General features: G+C 71.2%; 13 protein-coding genes. 10 read left to right on the forward strand and 3 right to left on the reverse strand.

Translation table 11 applies throughout. The features are described 5' to 3' along the window. Positions 1–3: 3 nt before the first annotated feature. Positions 4–1929: an ABC transporter ATP-binding protein gene (locus KVT44_RS23105; RefSeq protein WP_217568347.1), complete on the reverse strand. Its 1926-nt coding sequence runs from the start codon at positions 1927–1929 to the stop codon at positions 4–6. Further along, the gene (locus KVT44_RS23110) at positions 1926–3752 is read right to left on the reverse strand and encodes an ABC transporter ATP-binding protein (protein WP_217568348.1); all 1827 of its coding nucleotides are present in this window, start codon (positions 3750–3752) and stop codon (positions 1926–1928) included. Before KVT44_RS23110 ends, KVT44_RS23105 begins: the two co-directional genes overlap by 4 nt. Before the next feature lie 191 nt (positions 3753–3943). Here KVT44_RS23110 and KVT44_RS23115 point away from each other — a divergent pair, with 191 nt between their 5' ends. Genes KVT44_RS23115 through KVT44_RS23130 form a run of 4 tightly spaced genes read left to right on the forward strand, consistent with a single transcriptional unit; the run spans position 3944 to position 7523 of the window. Beyond that, the gene (locus KVT44_RS23115; protein WP_217568349.1) at positions 3944–4846 is read left to right on the forward strand and encodes an ABC transporter ATP-binding protein; all 903 of its coding nucleotides are present in this window, start codon (positions 3944–3946) and stop codon (positions 4844–4846) included. Further along, a complete protein-coding gene (locus KVT44_RS23120) occupies positions 4843–5577 on the forward strand; it encodes an ABC transporter permease (protein WP_217568350.1) in 735 nt (244 codons plus the stop codon). The genes KVT44_RS23115 and KVT44_RS23120 overlap by 4 nt, the downstream gene beginning before the upstream one ends. A gap of 25 nt (positions 5578–5602) precedes the next feature. Further along, positions 5603–6871 (forward strand): sensor histidine kinase, encoded by a 1269-nt coding sequence (locus KVT44_RS23125; RefSeq protein WP_217568351.1) that lies wholly within the window; start codon positions 5603–5605, stop codon positions 6869–6871. Further along, the gene (locus tag KVT44_RS23130; protein ID WP_217568352.1) at positions 6861–7523 is read left to right on the forward strand and encodes a response regulator transcription factor; all 663 of its coding nucleotides are present in this window, start codon (positions 6861–6863) and stop codon (positions 7521–7523) included. Before KVT44_RS23125 ends, KVT44_RS23130 begins: the two co-directional genes overlap by 11 nt. A gap of 48 nt (positions 7524–7571) precedes the next feature. On the opposite strand, the gene glgX is transcribed toward KVT44_RS23130, so the two are convergent. Further along, positions 7572–9839 carry a glycogen debranching protein GlgX gene (gene glgX / locus KVT44_RS23135; RefSeq protein ID WP_217568353.1) on the reverse strand — a complete coding sequence of 756 codons (2268 nt, stop codon included), beginning with the start codon at positions 9837–9839 and terminating at the stop codon, positions 7572–7574. A gap of 151 nt (positions 9840–9990) precedes the next feature. Between glgX and KVT44_RS23140 the strand changes: the two genes are divergently transcribed. The 6 genes from KVT44_RS23140 (at position 9991) to KVT44_RS23165 (ending at position 16464) form a co-directional block, all read left to right on the forward strand. Beyond that, positions 9991–11208, forward strand: coding sequence for an Ig-like domain-containing protein (locus KVT44_RS23140; RefSeq protein ID WP_190173217.1), 1218 nt, complete (start codon positions 9991–9993; stop codon positions 11206–11208). A 202-nt stretch (positions 11209–11410) separates the two neighbouring features. Then, on the forward strand, positions 11411–12661 hold the full coding sequence (locus tag KVT44_RS23145; RefSeq protein WP_099920584.1) for an Ig-like domain-containing protein: 1251 nt from the start codon (positions 11411–11413) through the stop codon (positions 12659–12661). A gap of 91 nt (positions 12662–12752) precedes the next feature. After that, positions 12753–13520: an enoyl-CoA hydratase/isomerase family protein gene (locus KVT44_RS23150; protein ID WP_075032976.1), complete on the forward strand. Its 768-nt coding sequence runs from the start codon at positions 12753–12755 to the stop codon at positions 13518–13520. A gap of 264 nt (positions 13521–13784) precedes the next feature. Next, positions 13785–14288 (forward strand): ATP-binding protein, encoded by a 504-nt coding sequence (locus KVT44_RS23155; RefSeq protein ID WP_054234655.1) that lies wholly within the window; start codon positions 13785–13787, stop codon positions 14286–14288. Between the two features lie 83 nt (positions 14289–14371). Then, entirely contained in the window at positions 14372–15274 is a 903-nt protein-coding gene (locus KVT44_RS23160) for a polysaccharide deacetylase family protein (protein ID WP_217568354.1), read from the forward strand. Beyond that, a complete protein-coding gene (locus KVT44_RS23165; protein WP_099920582.1) occupies positions 15274–16464 on the forward strand; it encodes a YncE family protein in 1191 nt (396 codons plus the stop codon). Before KVT44_RS23160 ends, KVT44_RS23165 begins: the two co-directional genes overlap by 1 nt. Positions 16465–16508: the final 44 nt, after the last annotated feature.

Consider the following 16508-nt stretch of genomic DNA (forward strand, 5'->3'; position numbering starts at 1 on the left):
CCGCTATACGAGGCTGTCGCGCCACGCCTGGTGCAGGTCCGCGAATCTGCCGGTGGACGCGACGAGCTCGGCCGGGCTGCCGTCCTCGACCACCCGCCCGTGCTCCATCACCAGCACCCGGTCGGCGATCTCCACCGTGGACAGGCGGTGGGCGATGACCACCGCCGTCCGGCCGCGCAGGACCGTCGACATGGCGCGCTGCACCGCCCGTTCCCCTGGGATGTCGAGGGAGCTGGTCGCCTCGTCGAGGATGAGGACGGCCGGGTCGGCGAGCAACGCGCGTGCGAAGGCGACGAGTTGGCGCTGCCCGGCGGAGATACGGCCGCCCCGTTTGCGTACGTCCGTGTCGTAGCCCTCGGGCAGCGCGCTGATGAAGTCGTGGGCGCCGATCGCCTTGGCGGCCCGCTCGATCTCCTCGCGGCTCGCGTCGGAGCGGCCGATGGCGATGTTCTCGGCGACCGTGCCGGAGAACAGGAAGGCCTCCTGGGTCACCATCACCACCCCGCGCCGCAGTTCGGGCACGGACAGCTCGCGCAGGTCGACGCCGTCGAGCAGGACCCGGCCGTCCGTCGGGTCGTAGAAGCGGGCCAGCAGCTTGGCGAGCGTCGACTTGCCCGCGCCCGTCGAGCCGACCACGGCCACCGTCTGCCCCGCGGGGAGCGTGAGCGAGAAGGTGGGCAGCACCTCGCCGCCGGTGCGGTAGGCGAAGCGGACGTCCTCGAAGACGACCTCGCGGCCCGGCTGCGCGGAGGCGAGCGCGGGCAGCCGCCTCGGTTCGGCCGGCTCGGGCACGGACGGCGTCTGGGCCAGCAGGCCCGCGATCTTCTCCAGCGAGGCCGCCGCGGACTGGTAGGCGTTGAGGAACATGCCCAGCCGGTCGATCGGGTCGTACAGGCGGCGCAGATACAGCACCGAGGCGGCCAGCACGCCCAGCGCCAGCGAACCCCCGGCCACCCGGTACGCGCCCCACAGCACGATCCCCGCGACCGCCGTGTTGGCGACCAGTCGGGAGCCGACGACATAGCGGGCCATCTCCAGCAGGGCGTCGCCGTTGGTGCGCTCGTGGCGCTTGTTGAGCACCCGGAACTCGGCGTCGTTGGCGTCCTCGCGGCGGAACGCGCGCACCGGCCGGATCCCGTTCATCGTCTCCGCGAACTTCACGATGACGGCGGCGATCGCGGTCGAGCGGAGGCGGTAGATACGGCCGGCGCGGCGCCGGTACTGCCGTACGAGGAGGTAGAGCGGCACGAAGGACGCCACCGCCACCGCGCCCAGGCCCAGGTCCAGCCAGAGGAGCATCGCCGAGATGTAGACGAAGGACAGGATGACCGTGATGAGCTCCTGCAGGCCCTCGCTGAGCAGTTCGCGCAGCGACTCGACGTCCGTCGTGGAGCGGGAGATCAGCCGGCCCGAGGTGTAGCGCTCGTGGAAGTCGATGCTGAGCGCCTGCGCGTGGCGGAAGATCCGGCCGCGCAGGTCGAGCAGCACATCCTGGTTGACGCGGGCGGACGCCTGGGTGAAGGCGTACTGGAGGCCGCCGGCGGCCAGCGCGCACAGCAGATAGCCGACGCCCACCGCGATCAGCGGGCCGTGGTCGTGCGCGCGGAAGGCCGGTACGGCACGGTCGATGGCGTACGCGACGATCAGCGGGCCCGCCTGGATCGCGGCCTGCTGGAGCAGGAGCAGCACCATCGTCACCACCACGCGGGCCTTGAGCGGGGCGAGGAGGGAACGCAGGAGCGCGGCGGTGGCGCCCGGGGGAGTGGGCAGGGCGTCGCGGTCGAAGGGGTCCTGGTGGGACTCCCGCGCGTCCGTACGGTCCTTGCCGGGCACCCCGCCGTCGGGTTCCGTGCCCGTTTCCCTGCCCGTTTCCCTGTCCGGCTCCCGGTCCGGCTCCTTGTTCGGCGCGGTCGTCGTGGGCGCCGTCATCGGTCGGCCTCCTCGTCACCTGACATCAGATGGGCGTACTCGGCGTTGCTGCGCAGCAGTTCGTGGTGGGTGCCGACCGCGGTGATACGGCCGCCGGAGAGCAGGGCCACGCGGTCGGCGAGCAGGACCGTGGACGGGCGGTGCGCCACGATCAGCGCGGTCGTCTCCGCCAGTACGCGGCGCAGCGCGGCCTCGACCGCGGCCTCCGTGTGGACGTCCAGTGCCGACAGGGGGTCGTCGAGGACGAGGAAGCCGGGGCGGCCGACGACGGCCCGCGCGAGGGCGAGGCGCTGGCGCTGGCCGCCGGACAGGCTCAGGCCCTGCTCGCCGACCTGGGTCCGCGTGCCCTGCGGGAGCGCGTGCGCGAAGTCGGCCTGGGCGACGGCGAGGGCACGGTCCAGGTCCGCTTCGCCCGCGGTGTCCGGGGCGCCCATGAGTACGTTCTCCCCGACGCTCGCGGAGAAGAGGGTGGGCTCCTCGAAGGCCACGGCCACGCGCGCGCGAAGCTCCTCGCGGGGCATCGCCGTGATGTCCTCGCCGTCCAGCGTGATCCGCCCGGCCGTCACCTCGTGCAGCCGTGGGACGAGGGCGGTGAGGGTGGTCTTCCCGGTGCCGGTCGCGCCGACCAGGGCCATCGACTCACCCGGACGGATGTGCAGATCGATGCGGTCGAGGACGGGGGGCGCGTCCGCCGGGGCGTCGGGATAGCGGAACCGGACGCCGTGGAAGCGGAGTCCGCCCTCGCGCTTCCCGGCGGCGACCGCGGACGTACCGTCGGAGGTCGCGGACGTACGGTCGGCGGTCGCGGACGTCCCGGTGGACTCCGGCTGCTCGTCCATCACCTCGAAGTACCGCTCCGTCGCCGTCGCCGCCTCCTGGCTCATCGCGAGGAGGAAGCCGATGGACTCGACGGGCCAGCGCAGCGCGAGCGCCGTGGACAGGAACGCCACCAGCGTGCCGGCGGACAGTCGGTCGTCGGCGACCTGGACCGTGCCGAGTACGAGGGCGGCGCCGATGGCGAGTTCGGGAAGGGTGACGATGACCGTCAGGATGGCGGCGAGGAGGCGGGCCTTGGCCAGCTCCGTGCCGCGCAGGGTGCGGGACAGCTCCCGGAAGGCGAGGGCCTGGCTGCGGTGGCGCCCGAAGCCCTTGATGATGCGGATGCCGAGCACGCTCTCCTCGACGACCGTCGTCAGATCGCCCACCTGGTCCTGGGCCCGCCGCGCCACCAGCGAGTAGTGCCGCTCGAAGAGCCAGCAGACCACCATCAGAGGCACCGCGGGAGCGAGCAGCACCAGGCCGAGGGTCCACTCCTGGGCCAGCATGATCATGACGCCGACGAGGATCGTCACCGAGTTGACCAGCAGGAACGTCAGTGGGAAGGCGAGGAACTGGCGCACCAGCATCAGGTCCGTGGTGCCCCGGGACAGCAGCTGACCGGAGGCCCAGCGGTCGTGGAAGGCGACCGGGAGCCGTTGCAGATGCCGGTACAGATCCGCCCGCATGTCGGCCTCGACCCCCGACAGGGGCCGCGCCACCAGCCACCGCCGCAGCCCGAACAGCACCGCCTCCGCGATCCCGAGCAGCAGCAGATACAGCGCGCCGAGCCAGATGCCCGCCGCGTCGTGCTCGGCCACCGGACCGTCCACCATCCACTTCAGGACGAGCGGGAACACCAGCCCCGTACAGGAGGCGAGGACCGCGACGAAGGCGGCACTGAACAGCCGCGTGCGCACCGGCCGCACGTACGGCCACAGGCGCAGCAGGCTGCGTACGGTCGAATGGTCGGCTCGGCCCGGGGTCACCGCATCTGGAGTGGACATCAGGAGCGAGCCTACGGTTCGGCACTGACAGAGCCCACCGAGTTTTGGCCCGACCTGAATCGTTCCACGGATCCGGGACCGGTGCCCCGGGCCTGGGGCTCGGTCGTATCGCCGCATCAACCGATCGGCTGATGCCGCTTCGAGCGCGATGGACGATGTGCCCGCTCCCGTCCCGCCGGGATCCTCGGGACATGTCAGTCATCGAAGTCACCGGACTGCGCAAGTCCTACGGCGGCCGGCCCGTCGTCGAGGGTGTCTCCTTCGCCGTCGAGGAGGGCGAGATCTTCGGGATCCTCGGCCCGAACGGCGCCGGCAAGACCACCACCGTCGAGTGCGTCGAGGGCCTGCGGATCCCCGACGCGGGCCGCGTCCGGGTCACCGGTCTCGACCCCGTCGCCGACCACGAACAGGTCGCCCGCGTCCTCGGCGCCCAGCTCCAGGAGAGCGAGCTCCAGGCCAAGCTCACCGTCCGCGAAGCCCTGGAGCTGTACGCGGCCTTCTATCCGCACCCCGCCGACTGGCGGCCCCTCGCCGAACGCCTCGGCCTGACCGCCAAGCTCACCACCCGCTTCGCGAAGCTCTCCGGCGGCCAGAAACAGCGTCTGTTCATCGCGCTCGCGCTCATCGGCAACCCCCGGGTCGTCGTCCTCGACGAACTGACCACCGGACTCGACCCGCGCGCCCGCCGCGACACCTGGCAGCTCATCGAGGACGTCCGGGCGAGCGGGGTCACCGTCCTGCTCGTCACGCACTTCATGGAGGAGGCGCAGCGCCTGTGCGACCGGATCGCCGTGATCGACAAGGGCCGGGTGGCCGCCCTGGACACCCCGTCAGGGCTGATCCGGCGCTCGGCGGGCTCCACCGTCATCAGCTTCACGCCGTCCGCGCCGCTGGACGAGGGTGACCTGAACGCGCTGCCCGCGCTCGCGTCGGTCGAGCACAAGGACGGCCGGATCACGCTGTCCGGCACCGACGAGACCGTCAACGCGGTCATCACCCTGCTCGCCCGGGGCCACATCACCGCCCACCAACTCCGTGTCTCCGACGCCACGTTGGACGACGCGTTCCTGGACCTGACGGAGGTCACCCCATGAACACCGCGGTCCTGCGCACCGAGCTGCGTCTCTTCCGTCGCGAACCGGGCGCCCTCTTCTGGATCCTGGCGTTCCCCACCCTGCTGCTGGTGATCCTGGGTTCCATCCCGTCCTTCCGCCAACACCACGCCGACCTGGGCGGCCTGCGCACGGTCGACGTGTACGTCCCGGTCGCCGTGCTCCTCGGCATGATCGTCGGCGCGCTGCAGTCGATGCCGCAGAACATCACCGGCTACCGCGAGCGCGGCATCCTGCGCCGCATGTCCACCACTCCGGTACGCCCGTCCGCCCTGCTGTCCGCGCAGATGCTGGTCTACGGCGCGGCGGCGCTCGTCTCGGCCCTGTGCGCGCTCGCGGTGGGCCGACTCGCCTTCGACGTACGACTGCCCGAGCAGCCGTACGGCTATCTCCTCGCCCTGCTCCTCGCGACCCTGGCCGCGCTCGCGCTCGGCGCGGTGATCTCCGCGCTGTCCCGGACGACGAAGATCGCGGGCGCGATCGGGTCGGCGGTGTTCTTCCCGATGATGTTCTGCGCGGGCGTGTGGCTGCCGGTGCAGGCCATGCCGGACGGACTCGCCCGAGTCATCGGCTACACCCCGTTCGGCGCCGCCGCGCAGGCCCTGAACCGGGCGGCGGCGGGCGACTGGCCGGGCTGGGCGCACCTGGGCGTGCTGGTGGCCTGGACCGTGCTGCTGACGGCCGGTGCCTCGCGCTGGTTCCGCTGGGAGTAGGCGGAGGACTGTGCAGACTGGGGAGATGACCACCAAGGACCGGCAGATCGAGCGGCGTTGGGAGCAGCTGCACACCTGGGGGCCGTACGGGCTGCTCGGCATCAGTGTCGTCCTCGCGTTCGCCTCTGTCGGCCGCCTGTTCGGGCGTTCCGCCGAGTGGTACGCCGCCTGGGCCCTGATCGGCGCCGCGGTCGCCCTCCAGCTGTGGTGGCACGGCACCCGCGCCCGCCGGGCCGGCCGTGGCCGGATCCCGTCCCGGGCGGGGACGGCGTACTACGTCGTCCGCTGGGCCATCGGCTTCGCCCTCACCTGGATCGACCCGTTCTTCGCGTTCTACGCCGCCGCCGGCTACATGGACGCCGACGAGCTGATCCCGGGCAGGTGGCAGCGGCTCGGACTGTTCGCGAGCGCGGTCACCGTGGCCGGTGCGCAGGCCGGCGGGCTGCCGTTCGGGAGCGGCGTCCAGTGGATCCTCTTCGCCGCGCTCCTGGTCGCCAACTCCGGTCTGCAGATGGTGGTCGCCCATCTCACCCAGCAGGAGGCCCAGCGCTCCCGCGAGCGCACCGAGACCATCACCGAACTCGAACGCGCCAACGCCGCCCTGCGACAGGCCCTCGACGAGAACGCCGCCCTGCACGCCCAACTCCTCGTCCAGGCGAGGGAAGCCGGCGTCGCCGACGAACGCCGCCGTCTGGCGGCCGAGATCCACGACACCATCGCCCAGGGCCTGACCGGCATCATCGCGCAGCTCCAGGTCGTCGCGAACACCCCCGATCCGGGAGCCGCCCGCGTACATCTGGGCCGCGCGTCGGAGCTGGCCCGCCAGAGCCTGGGTGAGGCGCGCCGTTCGGTGCACAACCTCGCTCCGGTCGCCCTGGAACACGACGGCCTTCCCGAGGCGCTGAAGAAGACGGTCGCGGACTGGGCCCGACGTACCGGCGTCCGCGCGGACTTCACCCTCACCGGCACGGCGGAACACCTCCACGAGGAGATCTCGGCGACGTTGCTGCGTATCGCCCAGGAGGCCCTGTCCAACGCGTCCCGGCACGCGCGCGCGGCCCGGCTCGGCGTCACCCTCTCCTTCATGGGCGACGAGGTGACCCTGGACGTACGCGACGACGGCCGCGGCTTCGACCCCGCCGCCGTCCCCGCACGCACCGGCAACGGCGGCTTCGGCCTGGACGGCATGCGGGCCCGCGCCGAACGCGTCGCGGGCTCCCTCACCCTGGAGTCCGAACCCGGCCACGGTACGGCGGTCTCGGCGCGCGTACCGTTGGTCCGCCATGACCGATGACTCGTTCGCCCCGGCCGATGACGCCGCGATCACCCTCCTCGTCGTCGACGACCATCCCGTCGTACGGGACGGTCTGCGCGGCATGTTCGAGTCCGCGCCGGGATTCACGGTCCTCGGCGAGGCAGCGAACGGCGTCGAGGCCGTCGCCCTCACCGCCTCCCTCGACCCGGACGTCGTCCTGATGGACCTCCGGATGCCCGGCGGCAACGGCGTCGAGGCCATCGCGGAACTCACCCGCCGCGGCGCCCGCGCCAAGGTGCTCGTCCTCACCACGTACGACACCGACTCCGACACCCTCCCCGCGATCGAGGCGGGCGCGACGGGCTATCTCCTGAAGGACGCCCCGCGGGAGGAGCTGTTCACCGCCGTCCGCGCGGCGGCGCAGGGTCGTACGGTGCTCTCCCCGGCGGTCGCCTCCCGCCTGGTCTCGGCGGTCCGCGCGCCCGCCTCGACCCAGGACTCCCTCTCGGCCCGCGAGCGCGAGGTCCTGGCCCTGGTGGCCAAGGGCACCTCGAACCGTGAGATCGCCCGCGTCCTGTTCATCAGCGAGGCCACGGTCAAGACCCACCTCACCCACCTGTACGCCAAGCTGGGCGTCAACGACCGCGCGGCGGCGGTGGCGGTCGCATACGACCGAGGCATCCTGGGCTAGCGCCCGCGGCGGAGCCGCACATGTCACAGCCCCGCGCCCCTGAAAGCCTCAGCCCACCACCCGTAGCAACAGCACCGCCCGCGCCGGCACGGTGACCGTGCCGCCCGCGCGGTGGATCACGCCCGGCGCCCGCGCCTGATCCTCCGTCGAGGTGTCGACCACGAGTTCGTAGCGCGAGGCCCACGGAGGCCCCGGCAGGACGAAGCTCACCGGACGGTCCCCGGCGTGCAGCACCGCGAGGAAGCTGTCGTCCACGACGGGCGCTCCGCGGGCATCGCGTCCGGGGATGTCCCGGCCGGAGAGGTACATCCCCAGCGTCGCGGCCGGCGCGTACCAGTCCCGTTCCGTCATCTCCGCCCCGCGCGGAGTGAACCACGCCAGGTCTCGCAACCCGTCCACGGAATGGGCCCGGCCGGAGAAGAACGCGCGGCGCCGCAGCACGGGGTGCCGGTGCCGGAGGGAGATCAGACGGGAGGTGAGGTCGAACAGGGCCTGCCAGCCCGGTTCCTCCAGCAGGCTCCAGTCGACCCAGCTGATCTCGTTGTCCTGGCAGTACGCGTTGTTGTTGCCGCGCTGGGTGCGCCCGAACTCGTCCCCCGCGACGAGCATCGGCACCCCGGTGGACAGCAACAACGTCGTCAGCAGGTTCCGCAACTGGCGCCGCCGCAACCCCCGTACCCGCTCCTCGTCCGTCTCCCCCTCCGCCCCGCAGTTCCAGGCCCGGTTGTCGTCCGTGCCGTCCCGGTTCCCCTCCCCGTTGGCCTCGTTGTGCTTGCGCTCGTAGGAGACGAGGTCGCGCAGCGTGAAGCCGTCGTGGGCGGTCACGAAGTTCACCGAGGCATAGGGGCGCCGCCCGCCCCACGCGTACAGGTCGCTCGACCCGGAGAGGCGGTACCCCAGGTCCCGTACGTCCGGCAGCGCGCCCCGCCAGAAGTCCCGGACCGCGTTGCGATAGCGGTCGTTCCACTCCGTCCACAGCGGTGGGAAGGCGCCCACCTGGTAGCCGCCGGAACCGACGTCCCACGGTTCGGCGATCAGCTTCACCCGACGCAGGACCGGGTCCTGGGCGATGACCGCGAGGAAGGGGGAGAGCATGTCGACGTCGTGCATCGAGCGGGCCAGCGCCGCCGCCAGGTCGAAGCGGAAGCCGTCCACCCCCATCTCCGTCACCCAGTACCGCAGCGAGTCCGTGATCAGGCGCAGGACGTGCGGCTGCACCACGTGCAGCGTGTTGCCGCAGCCCGTGTAGTCGGCGTACCGGCGGGCGTCCGACTGGAGCCGGTAATAGCCCCGGTTGTCTATGCCGCGAAGGGACAGCATCGGGCCCAACTCGCCGGCCTCCGCCGTGTGGTTGTAGACCACGTCGAGGATCACCTCGATACCGGCCGCGTGCAGCGCCCGCACCATCCGCTTGAACTCGCCGACCTGCTGTCCCGTCGTCCCGGAGGACGCGTAACCCGCGTGCGGGGCGAAGTAGCCGATCGAGTTGTAGCCCCAGTAGTTCTTCATTCCGCGCCGCAGGAGGTGGTCCTCGTGGGCGAACTGATGGACGGGCAGGAGTTCCACGGCCGTGACGCCCAGCCCGACCAGGTGCTCGATCGCCGCCGGGTGGGCGAGCCCGGCGTAGGTCCCGCGCAGTTCCTCCGGGATCCCGGGGTGCAGCCGCGTGAAGCCGCGGACGTGCAGCTCGTAGATCACCGAGTCCGCCCACGGGGTCTTCGGGCGGTGGTCGTCCGACCAGTCGTCGTCATCGTGGACGACGACGCCCTTGGGGACGTACGGCGCCGAGTCCCGGTCGTCGCGCACGGTGTCCGCGACCTGCTGCTGGGGCCAGTCCCGGACATGCCCGTACACCTCGGGCGGCAGACTGAAGTCGCCGTCCACCGCACGGGCGTACGGGTCGAGGAGCAGCTTCGCCGGGTTCCAGCGGGCGCCGGTCCACGGGTCCCAGCGGCCGTGCACGCGGTAGCCGTAGCGGCGGCCGGGCAGCACGCCGGGGACGAAGCCGTGCCAGATCTCGTGGGTCAGCTCGGTGAGCGGCACGCGCGTCTCGTGGACCTCGCCGTCCCGCTCGTCGAAGAGACAGAGGTCGACGGCCTCCGCCCCGCCCGCCCACAGGGCGAAGTTGGTGCCCGCCGCGCCGTCGGGGCCGACGCGGAAGCGCGCCCCGAGCGGGGTCGGGGCGCCCGGCCACACGGACACGGCGGGCGACGGCGCCCGCTGGGCGCCGTTCAGTACGGGAGACGACTGCGCGGGCAGCTTCTCGCCCGTGGCCCGCCCCTCCGGCACTGCCTCCTGCTCGGCTGCGCTCGACACCGTTCAGCCTCCTGCGGCTCGGTGGACGGCCGAAAGAGGAGCGTGCGGCGTCCCGGCCGCGGCTCCCCTTCGCGTCGTCCTCCCCACTGTTCTGCCCAGCGCTTGGCTCGCACTCACGTTTCCCCAGAGGTGCACACTCGTTGGGCCCGCTGTGAAGCACGAACAGACACGCGCGCGGCACGCAGGGGCCGCACTGGCCGCCGTACTGACCTGGGCCGGCCTGCTCGCCGGAGCCGCCGGCTGCACCTCGCACGGGATGGAGGAGGTGCTCGGCAAACCCCCCGCCGCCGAGGACGTCATCCGGATCTCTCCCGACGACAACAGCAAGGGCGTACGCCCGCGACAGGCGCTGCGGGTGCGGGTGCCCGACGGGCGTCTGGAGTCCGTGCAGGTCGTCAAGGACCAGGACGCCCAGGAGTCCGCGGTGCCCGGGCACATCTCCGCCGACGGCCTGACCTGGGCTCCCGACGACCCGCGGCTCGCGCTCGCCGCCAAGTACACCGTGGACGTGGTGGCCCTCGACGGGCACGGGCGGCGCTCGGCGCGGCACACGACGTTCACGACGTACGTCCCCGACGAGCGGTTCATCGGATACGTGACGCCGGAGAACCGCTCCACCGTCGGCACCGGCATGATCGTCTCCCTCGCGTTCAACCGGGAGATCGAGAACCGGTCCGCCGTCGAGCGCGCGATCCACATCGAGGCCAGCCCCGCGGTGGAGGTCCGCCCGCACTGGTTCGGCAAGAGCCGCCTGGACTTCCGGCCCGAGAAGTACTGGAAGCCGGGCACGAAGGTCACCGTCGGACTGCGGCTGCGCGACGTCGAGGGGGCGAAGGGTGTCTACGGACTCCAGTACAGGACCTTCTCGTTCACCATCGGACGCAGCCAGGTCTCGCTGGTCGACGCCGCCGCGCACACCATGGAGGTACGCCGCGACGGCGACCTCCTCGCCACGGTGCCGATCACGGCGGGCGCCCCCAAGAGGACGACGTACAACGGGAAGATGGTCGTCATGGAGATGCTGGACGTGACCCGGATGAACAGCCGCACGGTCGGCTTCGGCGGCGAGTACGACATCCCGGACGTCCCGCACGCGATGCGCCTCACCGACTCCGGGACCTTCGTGCACGGCAACTACTGGGCCCCGGGCGTCTTCGGCAACAGCAACGTCAGCCACGGCTGCGTCGGTCTCCAGGACGTGAAGGGCGGCAGCTCCGACTCCCCCGCGGGCTGGTTCTTCGACCGCAGTCTCATCGGTGACGTCATCGAGGTCGTCAACAGCGACGACAGGGAAGTCGCTCCCGACAACGGCCTCGGAGGCTGGAACATGGACTGGAAGGAGTGGAAGGCGGGCAGCGCGGTGAAGTAGCCCGGCGAAGCAGCCCGGTCAAAGGGGTACGCACGTGTCGTAGGGCAGGGGACTCCAGCGCGCCCCCACACGGCCGAACTTGGGACTGAACGGTGACAATCCCGGGGAGCCATCTCTCAGAGCCGTGTGATTAATTAGCGCGATACGCGCGGCGACGCGCTGGGGTGCGGGCCTGATCAGGCCGTGCGAGGGGAGAACAGACTTGAACGGGCGACCGATATCGGGGGCGTCGGTTGGAACGCGGGCACGGGGGAGCAAGGGGATCCTGGCGCTGCTGCTGGGCGTGCTGCTGCTCGCCGTGACCGCGTGCGGCGGGGGAGGGGACTCGGACTCCGGGTCCGGGAACGGCAAGGGGAAGAGCACGGGCAGCTCCACCGAGGCCGACACCAAGGTCTCGCAGGCCGTGGTGACCATCGCCCCGAAGGACGGCACGAACGGCGTGGCCACCAGCGGGGCCCTCAAGGTCACCGCGGCCAAGGGCAAGCTGACCGAGGTCACGGTCAAGGACGGCAAGGGCAACGCGGTCGACGGCGCGATAACCGGCGGGGGTGCCACCTGGACGCCCTCGACCCACCTCGCCTCCGCCACCAAGTACAAGGTCCACGCGGTGGCCAAGGACGCCGACGGCCGTGAGGCCGCCGAGGAGTCCGCCTTCACCACGCTGACCCCGAAGAACACCTTCGTCGGTATGTTCACGCCCGAGGACGGTTCCAAGGTCGGCGTCGGCATGCCCTTCTCGGTCCGCTTCACCCGGGGCATCACGCACCCGGACGCCGTCGAGAAGGCCATCAAGATCAAGACCGAGCCGGCCGTCGACGTCCAGGGCCACTGGTTCGGCAACGACCGCCTCGACTTCCGCCCCGAGCAGTACTGGAAGGCCGGCACGAAGGTCAGCGTCACCCTCAACCTCGACGGCGTCGAGGGCCGGCCCGGGGTCTACGGCAAGCAGGCCAAGACCGTGTCCTTCACGATCGGCCGCAGTCAGGTCTCCACGGTCGACGCCAAGACCCACAAGATGGTCGTCAAGCGCGACGGCAAGGTCATCAAGACCATCCCGATCACCACGGGCAAGCCGGGCTACGACACCTGGAACGGCCAGATGGTCATCAGCGAGCAGCTCCGGGTGACCCGTATGAACGGTGAGACGGTCGGCTACGGCGGCGAGTACGACATCAAGGACGTGCCCGACGCCCAGCGCCTGACCGACTCCGGCACCTTCATCCACGGCAACTACTGGGGCGGCGACGCCTTCGGCAACTACAACGCCAGCCACGGCTGCGTGGGCCTGCGTGACGTGCGCGGCGGCGGCGACCGCAGTGCGCCCGCCGCCTGGTTCTTCGACCACTCCATCACCGGTGACGTGGTGATCGTGAAGAACTCCCACGACAAGACGGTCGCCCCGGACAACGGCCTCAACGGCTGGAACATGTCCTGGTCGGCCTGGACCGCCTGACCGTTTCGCCTCGACGGGCCCGCTGTGCCAGGTCACCTCTGTGACCGAGTACACCGGGCCCGTTGTCGTTAGTCCCCGTTAACCTGCCCTCATGACTGTGCATCTCGAAGTGGCCGAAGGCGTCGGCACCCTCCGCCTGGACCGCCCGCCCATGAACGCGCTGGACGTCGCCACACAGGACCGGCTCAAGGAACTCGCCGAGGAGGCCACACGCCGCGAGGACGTGCGCGCCGTGGTCATCTACGGCGGCGAGAAGGTGTTCGCGGCGGGCGCGGACATCAAGGAGATGCAGGCCATGGACCACGCGGCGATGGTCGTGCGGTCCCGTGGCCTGCAGGACTCCTTCAGCGCCGTGGCCCGTATCCCCAAGCCGGTCGTCGCCGCCGTCACCGGGTACGCGCTGGGCGGTGGCTGCGAGTTGGCGCTCTGCGCGGACTTCCGTATCGCCGCGGACAACGCCAAGCTCGGCCAGCCGGAGATCCTGCTGGGCCTGATCCCCGGCGCCGGCGGCACCCAGCGCCTGTCCCGCCTGATCGGCCCCTCCAAGGCGAAGGACCTCATCTTCACGGGGCGGATGGTGAAGGCCGACGAGGCGCTGTCGCTCGGTCTTGTGGACCGGGTCGTCCCGGCCGACGAGGTGTACGCCCAGGCGCACGCGTGGGCCGCGAAGCTGGCGCAGGGTCCCGCGCTCGCGCTGCGCGCCGCCAAGGAGTCCGTCGACGCGGGTCTGGAGACCGACCTCGAGACGGGGCTCGCGATTGAACGGAACTGGTTCGCGGGGCTGTTCGCGACCGAGGACCGTGAGCGCGGCATGCGCAGCTTCGTGGAGGAGGGGCCGGGGAAGGCGAAGTTCCTCTGATCGCCTTGCAGTTGACGCGACGTCTTATCCGGTGTCCCCCGAAGGGCTTGTTTATGCCAGCCTTAAGGGAACCTTAAGTCTGCCTTGTCGGGGGCGACTGGCGATTGCCGTCAACTGGGGCATTCCGGCAGGTCAGATAGGCCCTGACGAGCCCCGAACTGCCGGGGGCATATGCCGATAGGATGTTGCGGAATGGGCGGTTCCGGGGGGCGTATTCCTCCGGAACGGCCCCGAAGCGGGCTCTGGGCGGCCATGATGGGGGGCATGGCGGGGCTGGAGGGTATCGAACAGCCGCGGCGGCACGGGAGTGCGACCGCGGCGCGCTGGTCGCCTGCGGTCGAGGACGAGCGGGCGCTCAAGGCGCTCGAGTTGTTCGGCAATCCGACGGAGGGCGAGGTCCCGCTGCCGTCCCGTCCCGAGTCCGCCGCCACCGCGCGGCGGCTCACCCAGGTCATCGTCCTGCGGCACTGGGGGCTCTCCCCGAAGATGACCGAGGACGCCGTGTTACTGGTGTCCGAACTCGTCGGCAATGCCGTACGGCATACGGGTGCCCGCGTCTTCGGACTTCGGATGCGGCGCCGCCGTGGCTGGATCCGCGTCGAGGTCCGTGACCCCTCCCGCGGTCTTCCCTGTCTGATGCCGGTCCAGGAGATGGACCTGAGCGGCCGCGGTCTCTTTCTCGTCGACAAGCTCTCCGACCGCTGGGGAGTCGACCTCCTGCCCCGCGGCAAGACCACCTGGTTCGAGATGCGCGTCGCCGACCGCTGACCGCTCGTCCCCAGGGTCCGCACCGCGACCCGCACCCTCATCAATCGGACCAATCGCACGTTTTCTTACCATTACACCCTTAAATGGTGCGGGTGATCACGCCCGCTCGTCCCCCTCAGCCGTCCCTCGACGGAAGCTCCGACGGCAGCCCCGACGGAAACGTCGCGCGTGCGGCGCCGGATCCCCGTACGGTTCCGGATCGGCGCGCGGCGCTGCGCTCGGGTGTCGCGCTCGCCGCCGGGACACTCGCCGCGGGGTGTTCCACGACCGGCGTCGTCGCCCACCCGGTCGCCGTGTCCCGCACGGCCGTCTCTCCCTCCGCGAACCCGTCCGCGAACCCCTCCGCCAAGCCCGCCGCCGCGCCCGCGCCCCGCCGCTTCCCGCAGCAGCCCGCCGAGATCACCCACGGCCCCCGCGACCGTCCCCGGGTCGCCCTCACCTTCCACGGCCAGGGGGACCCGGCCGTCGCCAAGGCAGTGCTCGGCGAAGCGGAGAAGGCCGGCGCCCGGGTCACCGTGCTCGCGGTAGGCAGTTGGCTCGAGGAGCACCCCGACATCGCCCGCCGCATCCTCGACGGCGGCCACGACCTCGGCAACCACACCCTGCGCCACCTCGCCATCAACGCGATGTCCGAGGCGGACGCGGAGGCCGAGATCCGGGGCTGCGCGGACCGGCTGCGGCGGCTGACCGGGTCCATCGGCACCTGGTTCAGGCCCTCCCGCACCCCGACCGCCTCCGCCCTCGTGGCGGGTGTGGCCCGCCGCGTGGGCTACCCGCACGTCCTCTCCTACGACGTCGACTCGCTCGACTACACCTCGCCGGGCGCCCCCGCCGTCACCCGCCAGGTCATCGGCGGGGTCCGCGACGGATCCGTGGTGAGCCTGCACTTCGGGTACGCGGACACGGTCGCCGCGCTCCCCGCCGTCCTGGAAGAACTCGGCCGCCGCGGTCTGCGCGCGGTCACCACCACGGAGCTGCTGAGCTGATGCACCGCAACCGGAACCTCACGAAGCGCGCCCTGCTCGCGGGCGCGGTACTCGCCGCACTCGCCGTACTTCCGGGCTGCGACGGCGAGTCCAAGAACACCGCGCACGAGGCCGTCGGCACCCAGGCCGCCGTCAAACCGGCCCAGCCGAATCAGCCCGACGGCCTGCCCGGCATGCCGCCCGTGCTCGACCCGAAGGACGTCTACGCCGCCGACCGGCCGAACAAGCTCTCGCCGGTCGTCAAGGACTTCCCGTCCCGCGTGTACGTCCCCAACACCAACTCCAACACGGTCTCCGTGATCGACCCGAAGACGTACGAGGTCATCGAGACGATCCGGGTCGGCGCGCAGCCCCAGCACGTCGTCCCCTCCTGGGACATGAAGACGCTCTGGGTCAACAACGACCGGGGCAACACCCTCACCCCCATCGACCCGAGGACCGGCAAGGCGGGCAAGACCGTCGACGTGCACGACCCGTACAACCTGTACTTCACGCCCGATGGCAAGTACGCGATCGTCATGGCCTCCCTCGACCGCGAGCTGGTCTTCCGCGACGCGCACACCATGCAGCGCGTGAAGACCGAGCCGGTCAGCTGTTACGGCGTCAACCACGCCGACTTCTCCCTCGACGGCCGCTACTTCATCGTCTCCTGCGAGTTCAGCGGCGAGCTGCTGAAGGTCGACACCGCGCGGATGAAGGTGGTCGCCCAGGAGAAGCTGCCCTTCCGCGGCGCCATGCCGCAGGACGTCAAGATCTCCCCCGACGGCAAGCGGTACTACATCGCCGACATGGTGGCCAACGGCGTGTGGATCCTCGACGGGGACAAGTTCACGAAGCCGTCCTTCCTCCCGACCGGCAAGGGCTGCCACGGGCTGTACGTCAGCCGTGACTCGCGCGAGATGTACATCTCCAACCGGGGCGAGGGCACCATCTCCGTCTTCGACTTCACCCAGAACACGCTGACCAAGAAGTGGCGCCTGCCGCACGGCGGCAGCCCCGACATGGGCGGCGTCTCTGCCGACGGCAAGGTCCTGTGGCTGTCGGGTCGCTACAACTCCGAGGTGTACGCCATCGACACCCGCACCGGCGTCCAGCTGGCCCGCATCCCGGTCGGCAGCGGCCCGCACGGCCTGGCCGTCTACCCGCAGCCGGGCCGCTACTCGCTCGGCCACACCGGCATCTTCCGCTGATCCACGCCCGGTCGACCCGAAGGCGGTGACACGCCGCCGTACGG

This window comes from Streptomyces sp. GbtcB7, assembly GCF_019091445.1.
GTDB classification, from domain to species: Bacteria; Actinomycetota; Actinomycetes; order Streptomycetales; family Streptomycetaceae; genus Streptomyces; species Streptomyces mirabilis.